Annotated in this window: 1 protein-coding gene; it reads right to left on the minus strand. The window is 61.4% G+C overall.

The genetic code is table 11. The features are described 5' to 3' along the window. Positions 1-238 (minus strand): hypothetical protein (locus tag SB847_RS21345; protein WP_410578654.1); only part of this gene is annotated, 238 nt, incomplete at its 3' end. Positions 239-264 lie beyond the last annotated feature (26 nt).

The raw sequence follows: 264 nt of genomic DNA on the forward strand, positions 1-264 counted from the left end.
CAGGCGTCCCGGCGGTCTGGCCTTGCCCGGGCTCAGTGACCGTGGGGCTCAGGGTTTTTTGCCCAGCGTCGGTTGGTGGTCCGATTTTGCGTTTCCTCGAGAGGTTCCGCTTGACGTACTTGTAGCGGTAGACGTCCAGTGCGGCGGCAGCGAAGATGACAACGCCTTGGACGATCTTGTCGTAGGAGGACGGGATGCCCAGGAGGTTCACGGCGTTGGAGACCATGGCAATCAGCAAGACTCCCAGGAGCGTGCCCTTGATGT

Source organism: Bacillus sp. SIMBA_026 (assembly GCF_046535335.1).
GTDB classification, from domain to species: domain Bacteria; phylum Bacillota; class Bacilli; order Bacillales; family Bacillaceae; genus Bacillus; species Bacillus velezensis.